This window comes from Limnothrix sp. PR1529 (assembly GCF_002742025.1).
In the GTDB taxonomy this organism is placed as follows: Bacteria; Cyanobacteriota; Cyanobacteriia; order CACIAM-69d; family CACIAM-69d; genus CACIAM-69d.
The window spans coordinates 107867-127905 of record NZ_LIRO01000012.1 but is presented as its reverse complement, the minus strand read 5'-3'; the positions used below and the strand labels follow the sequence as shown (position 1 = coordinate 127905).

Below are 20039 nucleotides of genomic sequence, written 5' to 3'. Positions count from 1 at the left end.
ATGAAGGTCAACCAGATCTCAAAAAATCTCCGACTGCTGAGCACTGGGTAATCATGCTCAGGTAAGCTTTTGAGAATAGGTTTGACGATTTGAGAGAATGAGCGTAACATTGGTGTATTACTTTTTGATTGTTTGGGGTAAGAATTACATCTTCTTACCCCTTTTTTATAACCTGAATCTGTCATTCAACACTTCTGGTTCTGATATTCATTGCGTTAAAGAATTGCGAATGAAAAATTCGGCGTTTTTGTCTGTAATGAGAAAAATCAATAATAGAACTTGGTCAGTAATTTAATTGACGGTTTCATCAGTTTTTGAATGGATTCAGAGCCGGATCTTGGACAGCCTGCATCGTTTCTAAATTTCATAAACGAATGTTCTAGACTGGCCAGGGAGCGTCTGGGATCAAATTCTTGCGAAAAATGGGTATGTTGCTTGTTGAGCAGCTCTCCAGAAACTTCAGCGATTTGATGGCATCTTAATTTTGCTTGCGTCTTGATCTCGCTGGATCTGACTCCTACTCACTGCTTGTTGTCCTTACCATGCATGTCTTGCGGAACTTAGGTGGCTGCTCCTTCGTGGGGGTGGGCGTTGGGGGATGTTTAATTGCGGGAATTGCGGGTTTTTGGCCGATCGGGAGCCTGGGTGCTGACTCGGGGGCGGTTTGGGCCCAGTCGATCGCCCCGGCGGCCGACGGCACGGGCACGGTGGTGACTCCCCAGGGCGATCGCTTAGATATCAGCGGTGGCAGTCGATCGAGCGATGGGGCCAACCTGTTCCACAGCTTTGAACGGTTTAATCTCAACACCCAGGAAATTGCGAATTTCCTGGCCACGCCGGACTTGCGCAACATTCTGGGGCGTGTGGTGGGGGGCGATCCGTCGCGAATTGATGGACTCATCCAGGTCAGCGGTGGCAACCCCAATCTGTTTTTGGTGAATCCGGCGGGTTTGGTGTTTGGGCCCAATGCTCGGCTGAATGTGCCCGCTTCCTTCACGGCCACCACGGCCACGGGTGTGAGCTTTGGTGAGTCTGGGGAATTTTGGTTCCAAGCGACGGGAGCCAATCAATACACGAATTTGTTGGGCGATCCAACGGGGCTGGCGTTTGCCCTGTCGCAACCGGCAGGAATTTTGAACCGGGCGGCCCTGGCTGTGCCAACGGGCCAAAGCTTGAGTTTGGTGGGGGGCACGGTGTTGAGCGTGGGAACCCTGTCGGCTCCGGGGGGGCGGCTGATGGTGGCGGCGGTTCCGGGCGATCGCTTTGTGCGGTTCACGCCGGAAGGGTCGGTGCTGGCGTTGGATTTGCCGATCGGGGGGCGGCCCGGTGCGGATTTGGCGTTGGGCCCGATCGCCCCGCGAACCATTCCGGAACTGCTGGCGGGGCAACCGGTCACGGCCAATGCCTTGACGGTGCGGCCCGATGGCACGGTTTCGATCGGCCATTCTGAGGGCCCCTTGGCGGCGGGTGATGTGGCGGTGCAGTCAGCCACGGCCGGAACGGCCACCCTGTCGGCGGCCCATAACTTGCTGCTGCTGTCTAGTCAGCTCAGCACCACGGGCGATTTACATTTGCTGGCGGGACAAGCGGCGATCGGGCGCGACAATCCCACAAATCCTTTGCGGTTGAGCGCCGGGGGACAGTTGACCCTCTGGGGCGATCGGCAGGTAGATCTATACGGCTTGCACCACCCCGACAGCGGTATCATCAGTGATCACAATCTTTTTTTAGTGAGTTCAGGGGCGATCGCCGGGAATTTGCCCCTGCGCACGGGTGGTCAATTGTTTGTGACGCAACCAACGGGCGATCGGGTGCTGTTTCGCACGGTCTTTGAACCGATCTTCAGCGATCGCGATGGTCAAACCACCCTCGCCTTCGGCTCCACACCCGCCCGCATCAACCGCGCTCCCTTCATTTCCTCGCCCGTGGTTGCTACCACCACCACCAGACCCACTACGCCCTCACCCAGCAGCACCAGTTCCAGCAGCACCAGCACTGGCTCCACAACCCTACGCCCTGTCGTTCCTTTGAACCCCACGGGCACGGGGACAACGGGCACGAGCACAGGGACAACAGGCACGATCAACCCCGGATCCATTACCCTGATTCCCGGCACAACCAACGATCCCCCCAGTACCAATCCAACCCTGAGCAGTTCAGTGTCGCTGATTCCGGTGGCTCCCATGCAAACTGGCTCCAATTCCAGCACCACCAACACCACCGTTAGCGGCCTGAACACTTCCTTTAGCTTGATCCCGATCGCCCCTGTGGACTCAACCACAACCAATTCCACCAATTCAGAGGATGAGGACGATCGATCTGCTTTCTTGCCTGTGAAGCCGATCGTGGTGAACAACAATTCCAACACCGCTAATACCGGGAACACTGGCCCTTCATTCACGGTGGCTACGGTCAACATCAGCCTTGACGGAGCAAACTTTGGTGGCTTATTGACACCAACCAATCAAGGAATCCATTTCTCTACCGGCAAGGCACCCATTTCGGCTCCTTGGGCCGCCAATGTGGATGGGTTGGTGCAGTCCACCTTGGCCAACACCACTGAACAACCGGTGAGTGCGGGGGGGAGTAGCCCAGTGGCGGGAACTGCCAATGCTGGGAATACGAACCTGATTGGCAATAACCTAAGCGCGGCCATTAGTTCCGATTCGATCGTGCAGCGGGCGAATCTGGCCTCCGCTGCCTTTGCGGCGAACCCGGCATCAGTGAACGGCGTTGCTGGCAATGCGGCCCCTGTGACCGGTGCAGTTCCCACATCCACGAATTTGTCGATCGCGCCTTCTTCCGGCCAGTCCCCCAATGCAGCACCTTTGGTTCCGCCCTCGGGGATAACGGATGCGGCCAACAACTCGATGGTGGGAACCTTGGCAACGGGGCTACCGGTGAGCAGTAACCCCTTACCTAACAGTGGTGCAATTGGAGAGGGTGGCTCGAACCTGGCGCATTCGGCCGGCGTGGTGAATTCCCAAGCCAACCAGGCGATTAACCAAACGGCCTTGTTGGGGTCTCGATCGCCCGGTTTGGAGAGCACAAATCCCTCGGGAATCCCCGCCAACGGCCCAGTAACCGATCCAGGGCAAGTGTTGAATCTGCAAGCCTTGCGGGCCGAAACCCTGCAAGCGGCCCTTTGCGACAACACCGTTTGGTTAGATTGCCAACGCAAAGACCTTGAGCGGGCCCGCAGCAGTGGCGATCGCAAGGCGATCGTGGTGGCCTTGCAGCGGTTGGGCCGGGCCCACTACCAAGCGGGTGAATATGGCGATGCGATTTTGGCCCATCGCGAAAGTCGTGATTTAGCAACGGATCAGCCCCTGTTGGCCGCGATCGCGGAAAGCGACCTGGGCAGTAGTTATGGGGCTTTGGGTCAATATCCAGAGGCGATCGCCCATTATGAGCAGGCCTTGGCCCTGTTGCGATCGAACCCTGCGCCCACGTTGGAAAGCAATATCCTGAATAACTTGGGCCTAATGGCGACCAATCAACAAAACCTGGAGCAAGCCCGCGCCTATTTTGCACAGTCCTTGGCGATCGCCCAGCAGCATCAGGATCTGAGCAACCAAGCCCGCGCCCTCACCCAAATTGGCCTGCTGGATTACCAAGCGACGCGCTACGAAGCGGCCGTGAAAGCCCATCAGGCCAGCTTGGCCCTGGCGGAACAGGCGAACGATCAACCGGCGATCGCTCGCACCCTCGATAATTTGGGCTTGGCCTACTATGCCCAAGGGGACTATGGGGCTGCGGCCACGGTTCAACAAAAGGCCCTGGCCCTGTCGCAGGCCTTGGGCGATCGCCACGGTACGGCGCGGGCCCTGTCTAACCTGGGAGATACATACTATCGACTCCAAGACTTTGACGCGGCCACGGATTATCTGCAACGGGCGATCGCCTCTTGGGAACAGGTGCGCGAAAACCTGACCAGCGATGGGGCCCGGTTGGCGATTTTTGAAACCCAAGAAACCACCTACAGCACCTTGCAAACGGTGTTGATTGCGGCCCAAAAACCGGAACAAGCCCTGCTGGCCAATGAACGGGGTCGGGCCCAAGCCCTCTTGAAACTGTTGGCGGAAGAAAGCCAATGGGGCGAACGATCCGCCGCGCGATCGGCCCCAACTCCCAACCCATCGGAATTGACGGACTCGATCGACCTAGGGCAAATTCAGCGGGTGGCCCGCGAGCAGTCCGCCACGCTGATTTCCTACGCGATCGAGCGGGATACCCGAGACCACGAGGGCCAACGCCAGCTCCTCGACTTAGCCATCAATATTTGGGTGGTGCAGCCTTCAGGACAGGTGCATTTTCGCCAAGTGCCCTTGCCCAACAGCCAAACCCTACGCGATCAAATTCCCCTGTTGCGGTTGTTTTTGGGAACACGCACCGCCAGCCGATCGGCCCAGTCCACGGTGAACGGCAACCGGCGATCGATCACCCCCGGTTTGCGCCAGCTCCATCGCCTGTTGATTGAGCCGATCGCCGAATGGTTACCCACCCAACCGGGCGATCGATTGATTGTGATGCCTCAGCAGGATCTGTTCCTGGTGCCCTTTTCTGCCCTGCAAGATGATCAAGGCCGATATCTCATCGAGCGCCACAGTTTAGCCATGGCTCCTTCAATTCAAGTGCTCGATCGCACCCAACGCCAGGCCCAGCGCCTGCGTCAGGAAGGAACAGCCCTGACCGATCGCCCCTTGATCGTGGGTAATCCAACCATGCCGCGCCTGCCCAGCAGCCGAACCAACACCCGATCGCAATTGGCCCCGCTGCCCAATGCGGAAATCGAAGCCCAATCGATCGCCCACATGTTGAACGCTCGGCCCCTGTTGGGATCCCAAGCCACCAAAGCCGCCGTCCTCGGGCAAATGGAGCAAGCCAGCCTGATCCACTTGGCCACCCATGGAATTTTGGATGCGAAACATGGCCTAGACAGCGCGATCGCCCTAGCCCCCAGCAACAGCCCAGGGGATGATGGTTGGCTGACCGCCCGAGAACTGCTGAACCTGGACTTGAAGGCGCAGTTAGTCGTTCTCAGCGCCTGCAACACTGGCCAGGGGGCAATTTCCGGTGATGGGATTGTGGGCCTATCCCGATCGCTCCTGGCGGCCGGAACCCCCAGCGCGATCGTCACCCAATGGGCCGTGCCCGACGCACCCACCGCCTTCCTAATGACCCAGTTCTATCAATTCCTGGGGCAAGGAATGGACAAGGCGGCGGCCCTGCGCCAAGCCACCCTAAGAACCATTCAGGAATATCCCGACCCGATCGACTGGGCCGCCTTCACCCTGATTGGCGACACCCGATAGTTCAGTCTCCAATAGACTCCTGCCCAAAAGGTGAGCATTGATGAATTCCCATCTCACCAGCGCCGAAAGTTGGAGAAACGATGCTATACTGCACCGAGTCGGTTCTAGCGGGGAGCAGCCGCTAGAGGTAACGGGGAAAGTTCGGTGTAAATCCGGCACTGTCCCGCAGCTGTGAAGGAGAAGCGTTTCTCCGAGTCAGAATGCCCGCCGATTCAGTCCTACAAAGCCCCACACATCTGCGAGGTACAGATGAACCTACAGCATTTTGCTGACGACCCCCAGAAAATTGGGTCCTCAAGCTCTTACAGCGCAACATTTCAGCTCAGCACCTTGATCGTGCCTGCCTGTCCGGCAAACTTCTAAGTCCAGGCGGGCGTGGATCCTAATTCCCTCAAAGAGCTGACCGCTAGGGCGATCCAGTTTCTACCCAATGGCAAGGGCCAACCACGATGACCGGGGACTGACTATCAGGTTGCCCGATCGCTGGTTGCAATCTGGAATTTCTCCAGATTATGAGAGACCCGATCGCCCCGTCAAAATCAGCGGGACTTGGTGTCAGCGGGACTAAAAAGACCGACAAACTCAACCATCGAACTCAACCTTCGTCGCTCTCACCAGCGACAAGCTCCAGCACAGGGGCACAACCGCCAATCTTGTGGACTCAGCCCCCAAAGCGAGACTTAGGCAACCTCAGAGTAATGCCCACACTCGCTGCATCTTGGCTGGATTAGGTCTGTTTGTCGCCCAGGACTTGGTTTCAACATTCATCCTTTGACATCGCGCGGACTTGCCTAGCCGATCGGCAGGTGCTCTGTTCAATCGAGCACCCCTCAATGGCGGTGTCATCGTCACTCAACATTTCACAAAATTTCACAAAATTTCAGGAGCCTCGATTCCCATGGTTATTCAAACCGCCACCTTGGGCTATGCCCGCATGGGTAAAAATCGTGAAGTCAAAAAGGCCCTAGAGTCTTTTTGGCATGGCAAGTGTGAGATCAGCGCCTTGCGATCGGTCGTAGAAGCCGTGGAAACCCACGCTTGGACAACCCAGTTAAAGGCTGGGGTCGATCGAATTGCCGTCGGAGACCAAACTCTTTACGACCACGTTCTAGATTGGTCGGTGCGCCTGGGGTTAATTCCCGCTCGGTTTCGGCAGTTCACAGGCATTGATCAGTACTTTGCTATGGCCAGGGGCAAAGACGGGATTCCTGCCCTCGAAATGACGAAATGGTTTGATACCAACTATCACTATCTCGTGCCCGAAATTGAGTCTGATCTTGCTCCCGCGGCCAATTTCGATGATTTTCTGGCAACGGTCAAGCGAGCACAGCTCATTCTCCGCGATCGGGCGACTCCCGTGATCCTCAGTCCGGTCACGCTGCTCACCCTCAGTCGGCGCTCCAACGATCTCTACTCAGATTTGGATCGGTTGCTGCCTCTCTACCTTGACCTGCTGGGGCAGTTGAAATCTCTGGGAATCACCGAGGTGCAATTCCATGAGCCAGCCTTGGTGACCAGTCATGCCGGCGATTTAGAAACTGCCATTAAACATACCTATCATCAGCTAGCAACTGCGGGGCTGCCGATTCAACTGGTGACCTACTTTGATGATCTGGGGGATGCCTATGGCTGGGTGATGCAGCTCCCGGTAGCTGGAGTTAGCCTCGATTTCACGCGAGGCAACAATCTGTCTTTAGTGAAAGCCCATGGCATTCCTCGCGACAAAGTGCTTGGGGCTGGTGTTGTGGACGGGCGGAGCGTTTGGGCAATTGAACCCAAGGGTCTGCTGGAACTGCTTCAGGAATTGCAGGCAATCACGCCAAATTTGCGCGTTCAGCCCTCCGCGTCGCTCCAGTTCGTTCCCCATGATGCAACCTGCGAAACTCAACTCCCCCAACCCTTGCGCGATGTCCTCAGCTTTGCGGAGCAAAAGTTAACGGAAGTGGTGTTGCTGGCCAAGGGCCTCAACGGACAAGACATTGCCCATGAGCAAGCGGCGATCGAGTTGCGTTGGCAGGCATTCAAGCGCTTTAACTTGCCCAATCCGGTGGTGCGCGACGTGTTGCAAACCCTAAAAGTAGAGGATTTTCAGCGTTCCCTTCCCTATGAACAACGACTGAATCGACAGCCCAAACTCCCCCCCTTGCCCACCACCACGATCGGTTCTTTTCCTCAAACCCAAGACATCCGACAACTGCGGCTCCGATACAAAAAGGGAGAAATTTCCCAAACAGACTATCACCAGGCGATCGATACCAAGATTGCAGAGTGCATCAAGCGCCAAGAGGACGTTGGGCTAGATGTGCTAGTCCACGGTGAATTTGAGCGGACTGACATGGTGGAGTATTTTGGACAGCAACTCCAGGGCTTTGCCTTCACAACGGATGGATGGGTGCAGAGTTATGGCAGTCGTTGTGTGCGCCCACCCATCATTTATGGTGATGTGTCCCGCTTGCAACCCATGACCGTTCGGGAGTTTCGAGTTGCACAATCGTTGACAAACAAGCCAGTGAAGGGAATGCTCACTGGCCCGGTCACAATGATCAATTGGTCATTTCCCCGAGCTGACCTCCCGCGCCGTGAACAGGCCATGCAGATTGCGCTGGCTTTACGCGATGAGGTTGCCGATTTGGAAGCCGCCGGAGCTGCCATGGTGCAAGTGGACGAACCGGCTCTCCGGGAAGGGTTGCCCTTGAAATCTGCCCGGTGGAATGAGTACCTCAGTTGGGCTGTGGATTCGTTCCGATTAGCCACCGGTGGCGCGAAGGCTGAAACCCAGATTCACACGCACATGTGCTATTCCGAGTTTGGAGACATTATTGAGCACATTGAGCGTCTAGATGCTGATGTTCTATCCATTGAAAATAGCCGCAGCAACAACGCAACGCTCTTTGAAATTACGGATGCTGGATATCAGTATCAAGTTGGGAACGGGGTCTATGATGTCCACAGCCCAAGCGTTCCCAGTGTGGAGCAAATTCTCCAACAGTTGCGCACTGGTGTTGATCTTTTGCCTGTTCAGCAAACCTGGATTAATCCTGACTGCGGGCTAAAAACTCGCCAGTGGGAAGAAGTGCTTCCTGCGCTCAAAAATATGGTGCTCGCCACGCAAAAGCTACGGGAAGAAATTCATGGTTCATCCCACTAGTTCAAGGTTGCCTGACCTGACTGTTGAGTCACCTACTTTTATTCAGGAAAACTTCCTGTATATCGGCTATGTTGCATGGCAGGGCTACCTCAAACATGGACGAGGAATCGTGGCTTGTGTGGCGAAAGAAGCGGTGACTACTCGCTTGGGATGGATTGAGAATGTAACAGCAAGGTCTGTGCAATATATTCCGTTTGACCTTGCTGCTTTATACCTTGACCTTTGCCTTGTGCCTGTTAGTTCAATCGATCGCCTGTTGAACACAATCAAAACCTATGCACCCGATCGAGAAATTTTGATTTTGGTCAAGCACGGTCAAGAGGTTGAGATTGACTGGCTGCAAAACCTAGCAATTGCGCCTTCTGAGTGTTATCACCAAGTTTGCGATCGCTGGTCAGAGTTTAATTTGGCTTCTTAACTCGATAGGAGCTGAATTAACACCAAAAATTTCAAGGTTGATGATTGATTCGGCCTATCAGCTCGATGAATGAGCTAGTTCATTGTGTCCTCTTTCATTTATGAATAAGCAGTCAATTTTGGCATTGGCAGACCATCCCACCGTGGCAGTGACAGGGCGAGTGGATCATTGGCTACATGATCCTGCGGGGCGATTGCCCGTGAGCTGCACGGTTCTGGCTGTGCAGGATCGAATGGATGGCCCGGATGGCATCGAAGACAGTTGGCATTTCACGAGCCAGGCCCTCCGCTATGGGGCCGGTGTCGCGATCAACTTGTCAGCGCTGCGGCCCGCTGGTACGGTTTCGCCGAATGTCACGGCCTCTGGCCCCACATCTTTTGCCCGCATTTACAGTGTTCTGAATGAGACGATCCGCCGGGGCGGCCGATTTAAAAACGGAGCGGTCAATTTGCATCTGGATAGTCATCACCCCGATGCTCAGGACTTTATTAATATTCCAATTGATCGCCTGCCTTGGGCTAAACGCACGCTAATTGTCCATGATGATTTGCTGCAATTGCCATACCTGAATGACATCATGGAGCAAATGCAATCCGGCAGTTTGTGGCTCTCTAAAGCTCGGACTGACGCTGCGGGAAATTTGCTGTATGGCAATGTTTGCAATGAAATCTTCTTGCCGTCACGGGGAACCTGTTTGCTGCAGCATGTCAACTTGGGAATGTGCTGCATTGAGGATATTCCTGATGCTTTCGAGCATGGTATGAAGATGCTCTGTGCAATTCACCCTGTGACTGGTGTGGGTGAGAGCGGCCTTTATCGATCGCCCAAACACGATCGACAGGTGGGGTTGGGGGTAATCGGCTTGGCATCGCTTTTGGCGATCGAAGGGATTACTTATCGTGAGTTAGTTGAAGCTTGGGAATTGCGCCTGCGGCCGATCGATTACACCAAAAATCAAACCAAAGCCGATCGATTAGTGGGCAGTCTGATTGAAGGGTTCGATCGCGCTGCGGCTTGGGCCCGAAAAAAGGGAATGGAGCGCAGTCTAACAATTGCGCCAACGGCTTCCTGTGCTTATCGCTATGTTGATCGCGACGGCTACACAACAACACCGGAAATTAGCCCCCCGATCGCCTGTGAAGTCGATCGCTACAGTGGCGTTTTTGGGATTCAAACCTATGATCATCATCCCCGAGTAGAAATTGCTTCAGAAGTGGGGTATGAGGACTATTTCCGATTGGCCAATTGTTGGCAGCAAAGTATGGAAGCGACGGGACAGGCTCACTCGATCTCCTTTAACGTTTGGGATACCCAGGTGATTGATCAAGCTTTCCTAGAACAATGGATGCGATCGGCACTCTGGACAACCTACTATCGATTACCAGTCCGTCAGCAGGCTGCCCTTGATAAAACCATCATTCAACAGAAACAGGTCACTTGCGATCTGGCGGCCGACGAATGTGTTGCTTGTGCTGAATAGAAAGGACCTCTGATGGACTTTTACACTGAACAATTAGCTCGTAAGCGCTCTTGGACACCCACTTGTGGCGAAAAAATGAATACAGTGCCGGGGGCGGATCAAGTTTTGGGGCGGGCCCTGGCTCTGCGCATTCTTGAATTAGAAGTGGCGGAATGGCTAGACGATGCTTGGGGTAAAACGACACTTCCAGCAACAGCAGTTGAATGTCTGCGCTCTAATATTCTGGACGAGGAACGGCACGACAAAGTATTAGGCATGGCCGCTCAAATCTATCAATTAACGACAGATAGAGATGAAGAAACAGCCAAGCAAATTCACCAGCAATGGATTAATCATCCTGATCACCCGCTGGTTAAGGCCTTTGTATTAGAAAATTCTGTTTTCTTTGTGATTTTGCCCTTGCTTCGGATGTTTGGTGGTGTGGTTTTAGGAATCATCTCGGGCGATATTTCTGGTGATGAGTCTGTCCATGCGGCTGTGCATCGCCAAATAGCTCATGATCTGGGATTGACCTACAGCAGTTCCTTAGACCGTCTCAGAAGAGATACCGTTGGTTGGCTTGTTGATGGCTTGCGGATTCCTGAAGCAGGACGCTCTGGGAAGCCTCAACGTTGGTTGGATGCATCAGATAGCTTGCTCTATCAAGGTGCTTCTGATTTGGTAGAAACCCGCCGTGCGATTCAGCCTGCATTTTTTGAAATTGCTAACGATGCCCTGCCGAGTTATCGATAGCTGGTCAGGCAGCGGCTTGGATTCTATCACTGACAATCGTATTTTTCAACTTTTTCGACCATGGTTTTTGATTTGAAGTTGTGACGAATTGGAGTTTTTGTATGGCGACATCTTCTTCTGATTGGCAGGAGTCCTTTGTTGCCACAAATTTAATTGCTCTGGGATATAACGCTTGGAGTAATTATCTGGCGGGAGGACGAGGTGCAGTTATTTGTAGCTTGAATTCACCGCAACTCAATATTACAGGAGAAACATTTCGCACCCATTATGTTGTGAGACCACGGCTCGCAGCATTTTTAAATGCTTGGCTAGCCTTTCCTGACATGGTTATTTTGAATCATCACCATATCAATGGTCACATCTTGCAAGCCGTTGACAGCTATAACCCCGAAACCGATCTGGTTTTGTTGCTGGAATCTGGCGCTCAAGCCGCTTTTTTGTACTTACGCGCTTTGCCCATTTCGCCTCCTAAAAGTTATCAAGTAGTTTGCCGAATTCAAGATGAATTTCGTCTTGAACAACCGAATGCTGCTGAGGTGGGGCAATCTGGAATCGGTCTGAATTTCTAGTGAAACTGGCTGCGGTCTGTCGGCTTCTGGGGCGATCGCCCTGCCCGATCGCCCCAACAGCAATATTCTGAACTGTGCGTTGCTCCTGGATGTTTTATGCGTCTGTCCCGAGCCTTGTTCGTCACCCTTCGTGAAGACCCCGCCGAAGCCGTTGTCACCAGTGATCTTTACATGAATCTCTGTCCTTAGGTTTCGCAAGGCTCAACCTAACCTACTGACTATTGGATTATCGCACTACTATTTTTGATAGGATTATGAGTCAAGAATGACTTGAATTTGAGATTTCAATTCAGGAATTTCTTGATCAACAACTCTCCAAACAATTCTTAGATCAACTCTAAAGTATTCATGAACCAGTAGATTTCGGAAGTCAACAATATCACGCCAAGCAATATTCGGGTATTGATTATAGGTTTCCCTGCTGATCGCTCTTGCCGCTTCGCCAATAATCTGTAGCTGAAGTAGGATCCAGCCTTGAATTAATTCATTTTCAAAAAACTCTTTCTCACCTCTTTGGGCATATTTTTCTATTTTTTGAATAGCCTCTTGGATATCTTTGATTCGCTCAAGGTCATTTCTCATAAGGGGCAGGCTTCTTGTAAAACCTCTTGACGAATTCGATCTTTCAAACCGGCAGGAGTCACCACATCAACTTTAATGGCGAGTAAGTCTTCTAAATCTCGAATCAACCCCACCGGAAACCAAGGACTAATGCGACTGAGATCGTAATCCACCAATAGATCTAGATCGCTATGGTGATCAGCCTGCCCACGGGCAACGGAGCCAAAAATTCGGACATTGTAGGCTCCGTGTTGAGCCGCAATTTCTTTGATGCGCGCTCTGAGCACTGGGGTTAAGTCGTTGAGTGTCATCGGCTATCATTTTTTTATTCCGATCGTAATGGATCGACTTGCCAAGCGTCAGGCTCACCCCATTACCCGCGCGATCGCCCTGTTCGATCGCCCCAACTGCGATATTCTGGACTGTGCATTGCTCCTGGCTGTTTTATGCGTCTGTCCCAAGCCCTGTTCGTCACCCTTCGTGAAGACCCCGCCGAAGCCGTTGTCACCAGCCACAAGCTGTTGCTGCGCGCGGGCTACATCCGCCAAATCGGTAGCGGGATTTATGCCTATTTGCCTCTGATGTGGCGCGTGCTGCAAAAGGTGTCGCAGATTGTGCGCGAGGAAATGGACGCGACGGGCGCGCAGGAATGCCTGCTGCCGCAATTGCAACCAGCGGAACTGTGGCAGGAGTCCGGCCGCTGGGATGTGTACAAAGCAGAAGGAATCGCCTTTACCCTGAGCGATCGCCACGATCGGGAGCTGATGCTGGGGCCCACCCACGAGGAAGTGATCACCACCGTGGCCAAGGAACTGATTCGTTCCTATCGCCAACTGCCGGTGAATTTGTATCAAATTCAAACCAAATTCCGCGATGAAATTCGCCCGCGCTTTGGCCTGCTGCGGGGTCGCGAATTCATTATGAAGGATGCCTATTCTTTCCACACCTCGCCCGAAAGCCTGAAAGCAACCTACGACGCGATGGATCAGGCCTATCGGAATATGCTGCGCCGCTGTGGCCTGAAGTTCCGGCCGGTGCAGGCGGATTCCGGGGCGATCGGGGGTAGCGCCTCCCAGGAATTTATGATCCTGGCGGACACGGGCGAAGACGAAATCCTGTTCACGGAAGATGAGCAGTACGCCGCCAACGTGGAAAAGGCTGTGTCGCAGCCGGTGGATGCGGTTCCCTCGTCTTTTACGAGTTTTGAAACCCTGGAAACGCCCGACACCACCACGATCGCCCGGCTGTGCGAGGTGCTGAAGTGCGACCCGACCCAGGTGGTGAAAAACGTACTCTATGAAGCCGTGCTGGATAACGGCAAGCGGGTGCTGGTGCTGGTGAGCATTCGGGGCGATCGGGACGTGAACGAGGTGAAGCTGTTCAACGCGATCACCCAGCGGGCCCCGAACTACGGCGGTACGAAGGTGCTGGCCCTGAAAGTGCCCGATGCGGAGGCCCAAGCCGCCTGGACCGCCAAACCCTTGCCCCTGGGCTACATCGCACCGGACTTGAGCGACGACCACATCGCAGCGGCCAAGGACACGGCTCCCCAATTCCTGCGGCTCGTGGATCCGAACGCCAGCCAGCTTCAGAACTTTGTGACCGGCGCGAATCAACCGGGCTATCACGTGGTGGGGGCGAACTGGGGAACCCAATACCAACTGCCGGAGGTGGTGGAGCTGGACTTGGCGCGGCCGGGCGATCGGGCGCTGCATGACCCCTCGCAAATTCTGCAATCGGCGCGGGGCATCGAAGCCGGTCACATTTTCCAATTGGGGTTGAAATATTCCCAGGCCATGGGCGCGGCCTTCACGACAGAATCCGGCGAGAGCCAGCCCTTTTGGATGGGCTGCTATGGCGTGGGGGTGTCGCGGATTGCCCAGGCGGCGGTGGAACAGTCCCACGACAAAAATGGCGTGATCTGGCCCGTGGCGATCGCCCCGTACCAAGCGATCGTCACCGTGCCAAACATCGCGGACGAAAATCAAATGGCGATCGCCCAGCAGCTTTACAGCGACCTAAACGCCGCCGGGATTGAAACGATCCTGGACGATCGGGAAGAGCGGGCCGGCGTAAAGTTCAAGGATGCTGACTTAATCGGGATTCCGTTCCGAGTGGTGACGGGCCGGGCGATCGCCCAAGGCAAGGTGGAGCTAGTGACCCGCGCCGCGGGCACGGCCGAAGAAGTGGCGATCGCGGAGTTGGTCAGCACGTTGCAAACCAAAATCACCGAAGCCTTGCAGGCATAGCGATCGCTAGGGCAACTCGGTCAATTGCAAGCGGGTCGGTAGATTGGCGGGCGCGATATAAACGGTTGATTTTTCCACCTTCGATCGCGCCTCAATCAATAAATCCTGAGCCACCAATCGATTCAGATAGCTGCGGGCCGTATTTTCACTAATGCCAAATTCCGTAGCCGTTTGCTTGGCGGTAAATTCCCGACCGGGCTGCTTGAAAGCTGCTTTTAAAATTTCCAAATGACCGCGTTTCAGGGTCTTGGCGATCGGGCTGCGATCGATCCAGCCCATAAATTCATAAAACTCTCGTTGCTTGCGTTCCAAATAGTCATGCAAAGCTTGGATTGCTTTGATGATCGTTTCCGTTTGGTTATAAAGAAAATAGGTCAAATCAAAATCATCAGTTTCCGTATAGATAAACGCTTTATCGTAGTCACCGCGCTTGGACTGAATAAATTTGCTAATGGAAATATATTCAAAAACGCCATAGCCTGCCCTCAGCACACTCCAATAAAACAGTGCGCGGGCAGTGCGACCATTCCCATCGCCGAAGGGGTGAATATAAGCCAACATAAAGTGCAGAATAATCGCTTTAGCCACCGGATGAATAAAGCTCCTGGCATTATTGATGCCATAGTCGCCGTTGGCAAACGTACAAAGGGCTGCTAGGCGATCGGGAATAGTTTCCCAGTCGGGCGGCTGGAAAATCGTTTCTTGATAAGCGTCAGCAATAAAAATCTGATTGTCTGTTCTGAATTCTCCAGGAACTGCCTGATTTTCAATCGCCTGATCCGTGGCAATTTGGTGCAGTTCACGGATGAAATGAATCGATAATGGTTCGGACTTTTGCTCAACCACCTTTTTCATTAATTGGTAGTTGTTAAAAATCATCCGTTGCGATTTATCTTTGGGAGCTAATCCTTTTTCAAGCATATCTTTAGCCACAGCCCGAGTCGTTGAAGCGCCTTCCAACTGTGATGAAGTAATCGCTTCTTCTTGGATCAGGCTCTTGACCAAGTAGCTATGTTTTTCGTCAGTGCGGAAACTCGCGGCCGTGTCGCCCACTTTGTCACCCAAGCCGGTCATTCGATCAATGTGGTGCAAGTTGGCCAGCAGGGAATTGGGCATACAAAACCGAAAGGGGCGATCGCCCTCCGCCACCAAGATCGGAATGTCTTGGCAAATCATTCCCCTAGCCCATTTGGTTGCTAGCCAAGCGGCTTGTGCATCGTCACCGGGCTGAACGCGCCACTGAAAGTCATTCCAATGCAGATAGCGGCCTTGCTCATCAATCACGCCATAGCGCGACAGCAGGGGCGACCATTGCTCAAAGGAAATTGCTGCGCTGAGTTGCTCAAAGGTTCGTGGTGTCCTGATTCTGCCCATTGCTCGACTCGTTGACCGCAAAAAATAATTTTTGAGTTTTAAGCATAATCACAGGGTAGTAGGGACTGTCGTCAAATCGCCTGAAACTCCGATGATTTCGTTCTCCCAACCGATCAGTCGCAGGGGCGGGGTCTCCTCACCCAGCCCCCGTGATCCTGGCTTGTTCCCAGGGATGGACAGGGTTGTGGCGATCGCTCAGATTAGGGTTGGGGTTAACGAGGCGATCGCCCCCTGCACCTACGATTAGCCCACCGCTTCCGGGCGGCGATCGTACATTTTTTGGTAATAGGTTTGGTAATCGGCCGAGAGCAGCGGTTCCCACCAACTGCGGTTCGTCAAATACCAAGTGACCGTGCGCCGCAATCCCTCTTCGACGGTGACGGAGGGTTCCCAACCCAGCTCAGTGCGGATTTTTTCGGCATTGATCGCATAGCGGCGATCGTGGCCGGGGCGATCGGTCACGAAGGTAATCAGGCTGCTACTGGGCTGCTGGGGCAGGTGCCAGCCATGCTGCGGGGCCAGCTCATCCATCAGCTCGCACAGCAACTTCACCAAGTCCAGGTTCCGCACCTCGTTGTTGCCGCCAATGTTGTAGGCTTCACCCGGTTGGCCCTTGTGGATTGCCGCATCAATCCCGCCGCAGTGATCTTCCACGTAGAGCCAATCGCGGATGTTTTGCCCATCGCCATAGACCGGCAGCGGCTTGCCCAGCAGGATGTTGATGCACATCAGCGGGATCAGCTTTTCCGGGAAATGGTAGGGGCCGTAATTATTGGAGCAGTTAGTGATGATCGTGGGCATCCCGTAGGTGTGGAAGTAGGCGCGGGCCAGGTGGTCGCTGCCAGCCTTGGAGGCGGAATATGGGCTGTTGGGCGCGTAGGGCGTGGTTTCGCTGAAGGCGGGATCGTCCTCGCCCAGGGAGCCGTAGACCTCATCGGTGGACACATGCAGAAAGCGCCAATCGGCCGGTTTGCCCGCCGCCAGCCAATGTTGGCGGAAGGCTTCCAACAAAGTGAAAGTGCCGACCACATTGGTTTGCACAAATGCGCCGGGGCCGAGGATGGAGCGATCGACGTGGGATTCGGCGGCAAAGTGGGCGATCGTGTCGATTTGCTCTTCGCTCAGGAGCCGATCGATCAAAGCCCGATCAGTGATGTCGCCTTGGACAAACCGCAGTCGATCGGCCCCTTCGAGATCGGCCAAAGTAGCCCGGTTGCCCGCGTAGGTCAGGGCATCGAGTACCACCACCCGATCGCCTGGATAGCGATCGCACCAATGGCGGACAAAGTTGGAACCAATGAAGCCCGCACCACCCGTGATGATGATGCGGCGAGGGGAACGGGCGATCGAGTCAGTCATGGTGGGTGAATTTCGATCAGGGATCGCATGTCGAGATCAACAAACAAAACCTACCAGACAGGAACCAACCATCAACAACCACAAGGCTAGAGCCGTATTGGGCGTTGTAGTCCAGTCGATACCGAAACGTATAGAGCATGTATCCCGCGCTGCTTTGATCAATGCAAGACATCAGATTAACTTATGTTTTGTGATGAATTAACACAGTAAGTTGACAATAAAACATAATTAAGTTGACAATGCTTCCACATAAAGTTGACAAGCAAGGCTTGAAGGGCAATGTCGAAAGTTCGGAAGCGGGGTGAGCAGATTCGCCAATTCATCTTGGAGAATGTTGAAAAATATCCAAGTGATGTAGCTGCTTTGGCATCTCAGGAATTTGGTGTTAGTAGGCAAGCTATCAATAAACATATTCAACATCTGGTTGAGCAGAAAGCACTTGTTGCTACAGGCTCTGCGAGAAAAAAGCATTATCAGCTACATCCACAAATTAAATGGATGGAAACCTATGATCTAAGCAAGAATCTTGCGGAAGATATTGTTTGGGATGCAGATATTAGACCTTTAGTTAAAGACTTACCAGATAACGTCAAGGATATTTGGGCTTATGGCTTTACTGAGATGCTGAACAATGCCATCGATCACTCATCTGGCCAAACAGTCGTTGTTCAACTAGAAAGAACAGCCATTGATACCCAAATCATCATTTATGATGACGGAGAAGGGATTTTCAAAAAAATTCAGAGAGAGCTGTATCTACATGACGAACGCCATGCAGTTCTTGAATTAGCAAAAGGTAAGTTGACGACTGACCCAGAGCGTCACACTGGTCAAGGGATTTTTTTTACATCACGGATGTTTGATGAGTTTGCGATTTTGTCTGGAAGTGTCCATTTTTCACATCAATTCAGTGAAGCAGAAGATTGGATCTCGGGAGAAAGTGATTTTAAATCTGGCACGGCTATCTTTATGAAGCTCAATAACAATACTTCGAGAACTTCTAAGCAGGTATTTGATAGTTTCTCCTCCGGCGATGACTATGCCTTTACAAAAACCGTTGTGCCTGTTCGTCTAGCTCAATATGGAAATGAAAAATTAGTCTCACGGTCTCAAGCGAAAAGATTGTTGGCTGGTGTTGATAAATTTAAAGTAGTGGTCTTTAATTTTGCTGGAGTAGATGCAATCGGGCAAGCATTTGCAGATGAGGTTTTTCGAGTCTTTAAAAGGCAGCATCCAGAAATGCAGCTTGTGTGTCTGAATACCAATCAGGAGGTCGAACAGATGATCCGCAGGGCAGAAAGTACTGATCCCTAAAGGAATTGTTGGCGTGGTGGAGAAGCCATCATTACTGTCACTAGATTCTGGTTTTTTGAGATGAAATAGCGACTAGACAAGGGACTTGAAACTCCCTGTCTGGCCGCTGTCAGTTCAACAATTTAGGCGGATTTTAGGTAAATTCGGGGCTATCGCCGCGATCGAGCATAGCTTTCAAGGCCCGTTTCATCTCATCCCGGCTGGTGGTAGCTGTACCGATGTGACGCACCACCAGGCTGGCGGCCAAGTTGCCTAGCACCGCTGCTTCCCAGGGCGTGGCCCCCAGCACGTAGCCCAAGGTCAAGGCCGCCACCACCGTGTCGCCCGCGCCGGTCACATCGAAGACCTCCGCCCGGTTGAAGGCGGGAATGTGGGACACGTCGCCCGATCGCCCAAACAAGCTCATTCCCGACTCGCCACAGGTGATCAACACGTATTCCGCCTCGGTTTTGGCCAGCAGCGTTGCCCCCGCCTTCAGTAAACTCTCTTGGTCGGTGATGCCAAAGCCCGCTTCCTGTTCCGCTTCCGGCAGGTTGGGCGTAAACCACGTGGCTCCCCGGTAGCGGGTCAGTTCCTTTTGGGCATCAACGATCACCGGCTGGCCGGTCAGGGCCGCTTGGATTACGCCGCTGGAAAACACCCCATCGCCGTAGTCGGAGCAGACCACCGCTTGGGCCTTGGGGGCGCGATCGGCCACAAACTCAGCCAGGCGATCGCAGTCGGCCGCTGTGGGGGGATCGTCAGATTTGCGATCGAACCGGACGATCTGTTGGGTCACGGACTGGCGCGAGTGGGCCGAAATCCGGGTTTTCGTCACCGTGGGTCGCGCCGCTTCCACCAGCGCCCCGGTGGTGTCAATGCCCGCCGCCTCAAAGATTTGACGCATGGCCAGCCCCTGCACATCGTCCCCCAAAAAGCCAGCAACCTGGACGTTTGCCCCGAGCTTAGCTAGGTTATAGACCGCATTGGCCCCGCCGCCGGGCACTTGGCGCGTTCGTTCGTGGCGGATGATCGGCACTGGCGCTTCTCGGGAAATTCGTTCCACATATCCCGTCAGAAACTCATCCAAGGTCAGATCGCCCACCACCAACACCTGCGCTTCCCCGAAGCGATCGATCAGGGTCAAGAGTCGATCGGTCGATCGGCGCAACAACGGCATGAAGTCTGGATCAAAAGTCATAGGGGGCAAGGTTACGATCGCAAGCATAGAATAGGCTATCAGCACATCAGGATCACTGCTGAAACCACATTCCATTCATTCCAAGACTCTGCGAACAGTTAAGCCTGTCCGTATAGGTAATAAAAATAAAAAAGATCGATTCCTTTAACGGCTAGCCATGGTTCTTGAGTGATGAGTTGCTGGTTTTCGTGAACAACCAATTCGTATTCCGCCGGGGATTGCGCAACCTAAGACGGAACTCTGATTAGATCCAAATTCTCCAAAATTCATCAACCTCAGGAAACGATTTCTTGCGATCAAGACTTGACTGAATCGAAATATCAATCATCATTCAATTTCT

General features: G+C 53.5%; 13 protein-coding genes, 1 pseudogene and 1 riboswitch. Of the genes and pseudogenes, 8 read left to right on the top strand and 6 right to left on the bottom strand.

The window, feature by feature from the left end:
* Nucleotides 1-185: pseudogene (locus AMR42_RS21025) on the bottom strand (hypothetical protein); the annotation flags it as partial.
* A 357-nt stretch (nt 186-542) separates the two neighbouring features.
* Here AMR42_RS21025 and AMR42_RS03115 point away from each other — a divergent pair.
* From AMR42_RS03115 to AMR42_RS03095, 6 genes are all read left to right on the top strand, one after another.
* Entirely contained in the window at nt 543-5315 is a 4773-nt protein-coding gene (locus tag AMR42_RS03115) for a CHAT domain-containing protein (protein WP_099532009.1), read from the top strand.
* Nucleotides 5316-5397: 82 nt separating this feature from the next.
* A riboswitch (cobalamin riboswitch) is annotated at nt 5398-5542 on the top strand.
* A 671-nt stretch (nt 5543-6213) separates the two neighbouring features.
* Nucleotides 6214-8463 (top strand): 5-methyltetrahydropteroyltriglutamate--homocysteine S-methyltransferase, encoded by a 2250-nt coding sequence (metE, locus tag AMR42_RS03110; RefSeq protein ID WP_099532008.1) that lies wholly within the window; start codon nt 6214-6216, stop codon nt 8461-8463.
* Nucleotides 8447-8881, top strand: a complete 435-nt coding sequence (locus AMR42_RS19730; protein ID WP_143472908.1) for a hypothetical protein — start codon at nt 8447-8449, stop codon at nt 8879-8881. Before metE ends, AMR42_RS19730 begins: the two co-directional genes overlap by 17 nt.
* A 100-nt stretch (nt 8882-8981) precedes the next feature.
* Nucleotides 8982-10361: a hypothetical protein gene (locus tag AMR42_RS03105; RefSeq protein WP_199858069.1), complete on the top strand. Its 1380-nt coding sequence runs from the start codon at nt 8982-8984 to the stop codon at nt 10359-10361.
* A 12-nt stretch (nt 10362-10373) separates the two neighbouring features.
* On the top strand, nt 10374-11093 hold the full coding sequence (locus tag AMR42_RS03100) for a hypothetical protein (protein ID WP_099532007.1): 720 nt from the start codon (nt 10374-10376) through the stop codon (nt 11091-11093).
* 101 nt (nt 11094-11194) lie between these two features.
* Nucleotides 11195-11662, top strand: coding sequence for a hypothetical protein (locus tag AMR42_RS03095; protein WP_099532006.1), 468 nt, complete (start codon nt 11195-11197; stop codon nt 11660-11662).
* 252 nt (nt 11663-11914) lie between these two features.
* Here AMR42_RS03095 and AMR42_RS03090 read toward each other — a convergent pair whose 3' ends face one another.
* Both AMR42_RS03090 and AMR42_RS03085 read right to left on the bottom strand, forming a co-directional pair.
* Nucleotides 11915-12244, bottom strand: a complete 330-nt coding sequence (locus tag AMR42_RS03090) for a DUF86 domain-containing protein (protein WP_099532005.1) — start codon at nt 12242-12244, stop codon at nt 11915-11917.
* The gene (locus AMR42_RS03085; protein WP_099532004.1) at nt 12241-12534 is read right to left on the bottom strand and encodes a nucleotidyltransferase family protein; all 294 of its coding nucleotides are present in this window, start codon (nt 12532-12534) and stop codon (nt 12241-12243) included. The genes AMR42_RS03090 and AMR42_RS03085 overlap by 4 nt, the downstream gene beginning before the upstream one ends.
* Nucleotides 12535-12669: 135 nt before the next feature.
* On the opposite strand from AMR42_RS03085, the gene AMR42_RS03080 reads away from it, so the two are divergent.
* Entirely contained in the window at nt 12670-14472 is a 1803-nt protein-coding gene (locus AMR42_RS03080; protein ID WP_099532003.1) for a proline--tRNA ligase, read from the top strand.
* Between the two features lie 6 nt (nt 14473-14478).
* Here the strand turns inward: AMR42_RS03080 and AMR42_RS03075 are convergent, their stop codons facing one another.
* Both AMR42_RS03075 and rfbB read right to left on the bottom strand, forming a co-directional pair.
* A complete protein-coding gene (locus AMR42_RS03075) occupies nt 14479-15846 on the bottom strand; it encodes a Fic family protein (protein WP_099532002.1) in 1368 nt (455 codons plus the stop codon).
* 243 nt (nt 15847-16089) lie between these two features.
* Complete coding sequence (gene rfbB / locus AMR42_RS03070) at nt 16090-17205, bottom strand: dTDP-glucose 4,6-dehydratase (RefSeq protein ID WP_099532001.1); 1116 nt, start codon at nt 17203-17205, stop codon at nt 16090-16092.
* Nucleotides 17206-17484: 279 nt separating this feature from the next.
* Here rfbB and AMR42_RS03065 point away from each other — a divergent pair, with 279 nt between their 5' ends.
* Entirely contained in the window at nt 17485-18519 is a 1035-nt protein-coding gene (locus AMR42_RS03065) for a DUF4325 domain-containing protein (RefSeq protein WP_099532000.1), read from the top strand.
* A 133-nt stretch (nt 18520-18652) separates the two neighbouring features.
* On the opposite strand, the gene AMR42_RS03060 is transcribed toward AMR42_RS03065, so the two are convergent.
* A complete protein-coding gene (locus tag AMR42_RS03060; RefSeq protein ID WP_099531999.1) occupies nt 18653-19699 on the bottom strand; it encodes a bifunctional heptose 7-phosphate kinase/heptose 1-phosphate adenyltransferase in 1047 nt (348 codons plus the stop codon).
* Nucleotides 19700-20039 lie beyond the last annotated feature (340 nt).

Excerpts from the sequence above, each read along its gene's own strand:
- AMR42_RS03115 (WP_099532009.1), top strand. The coding sequence starts at position 543 with ATGCATGTCTTGCGGAACTTAGGTGGCTGCTCCTTCGTGGGGGTGGGC.
- metE (WP_099532008.1), top strand. The coding sequence starts at position 6,214 with ATGGTTATTCAAACCGCCACCTTGGGCTATGCCCGCATGGGTAAAAAT.
- AMR42_RS19730 (WP_143472908.1), top strand. The coding sequence starts at position 8,447 with ATGGTTCATCCCACTAGTTCAAGGTTGCCTGACCTGACTGTTGAGTCA.
- AMR42_RS03105 (WP_199858069.1), top strand. The coding sequence starts at position 8,982 with ATGAATAAGCAGTCAATTTTGGCATTGGCAGACCATCCCACCGTGGCA.
- AMR42_RS03100 (WP_099532007.1), top strand. The coding sequence starts at position 10,374 with ATGGACTTTTACACTGAACAATTAGCTCGTAAGCGCTCTTGGACACCC.
- AMR42_RS03095 (WP_099532006.1), top strand. The coding sequence starts at position 11,195 with ATGGCGACATCTTCTTCTGATTGGCAGGAGTCCTTTGTTGCCACAAAT.
- AMR42_RS03090 (WP_099532005.1), bottom strand. The coding sequence starts at position 12,244 with ATGAGAAATGACCTTGAGCGAATCAAAGATATCCAAGAGGCTATTCAA.
- AMR42_RS03085 (WP_099532004.1), bottom strand. The coding sequence starts at position 12,534 with ATGACACTCAACGACTTAACCCCAGTGCTCAGAGCGCGCATCAAAGAA.
- AMR42_RS03080 (WP_099532003.1), top strand. The coding sequence starts at position 12,670 with ATGCGTCTGTCCCAAGCCCTGTTCGTCACCCTTCGTGAAGACCCCGCC.
- AMR42_RS03075 (WP_099532002.1), bottom strand. The coding sequence starts at position 15,846 with ATGGGCAGAATCAGGACACCACGAACCTTTGAGCAACTCAGCGCAGCA.
- rfbB (WP_099532001.1), bottom strand. The coding sequence starts at position 17,205 with ATGACTGACTCGATCGCCCGTTCCCCTCGCCGCATCATCATCACGGGT.
- AMR42_RS03065 (WP_099532000.1), top strand. The coding sequence starts at position 17,485 with ATGTCGAAAGTTCGGAAGCGGGGTGAGCAGATTCGCCAATTCATCTTG.
- AMR42_RS03060 (WP_099531999.1), bottom strand. The coding sequence starts at position 19,699 with ATGACTTTTGATCCAGACTTCATGCCGTTGTTGCGCCGATCGACCGAT.